At 62.5% G+C, this 554-nt stretch carries 1 protein-coding gene; it reads left to right on the top strand.

Going from position 1 to position 554, the window contains the following annotated elements:
• A partial coding sequence (locus AACY52_RS29705) for a hypothetical protein (protein ID WP_339561285.1) occupies window positions 1–368 on the top strand: 368 nt, incomplete at its 5' end.
• Window positions 369–554: the final 186 nt, after the last annotated feature.

Genomic DNA, 554 nt, shown 5'->3' with positions numbered 1-554 from the left:
TCAAGGGTGGCGGCAATGTGGTTCAGGGCAGCAACATTTGGGCGTGCGGTTGGACCTTGCAGGCGCAGACCACATCATCGTCAGGCGGGTCGATATCTGGCGGCGTTGGCGCCACCAACACCAACTGCAACCAGCTTTCGGTTGGGGCGACGACGTTTGCCGTCACTTCGGCCACCACGGGCGTTTTCCACGGCCTCACCATTTCGGGAGGCGGGCTTTCCTGCTCTACCTCGTCTGACGTGCCGTTCACGATCATGAAGAACGGCAACGCTGCAACGTCGTTCTTTTTCAACTCGGTGAACTTCGGAAGCGGCTGCAACTACAACGCCAATCTCAACACGGGCGCTGCTTTGACCGTCACGCCCTGATCCGGGCTAACAGGGGGGCGGGGCAACCCGCCCCCTTTTGCCGCCCGCGCCGATCGCGACGGCAATTCGGTTCAAAAGACCACACGAACCGATCCAGCATAGCCGGCGCGCGCGATCGAGCGCGCCACCCAGCTATAGGACTGACAGTGGATTCCGTCGCGGCGCGCGCGAGCCCACGCCAGATCA

It is taken from the genome of Pseudomonas sp. EA_65y_Pfl1_P113 (assembly GCF_963970525.1).
Lineage (GTDB): Bacteria > Pseudomonadota > Gammaproteobacteria > Pseudomonadales > Pseudomonadaceae > Aquipseudomonas > Aquipseudomonas tritici.
The sequence above is the reverse complement of the archived record's forward strand: the minus strand, read 5'-3'. Positions and strand labels throughout refer to the sequence as shown.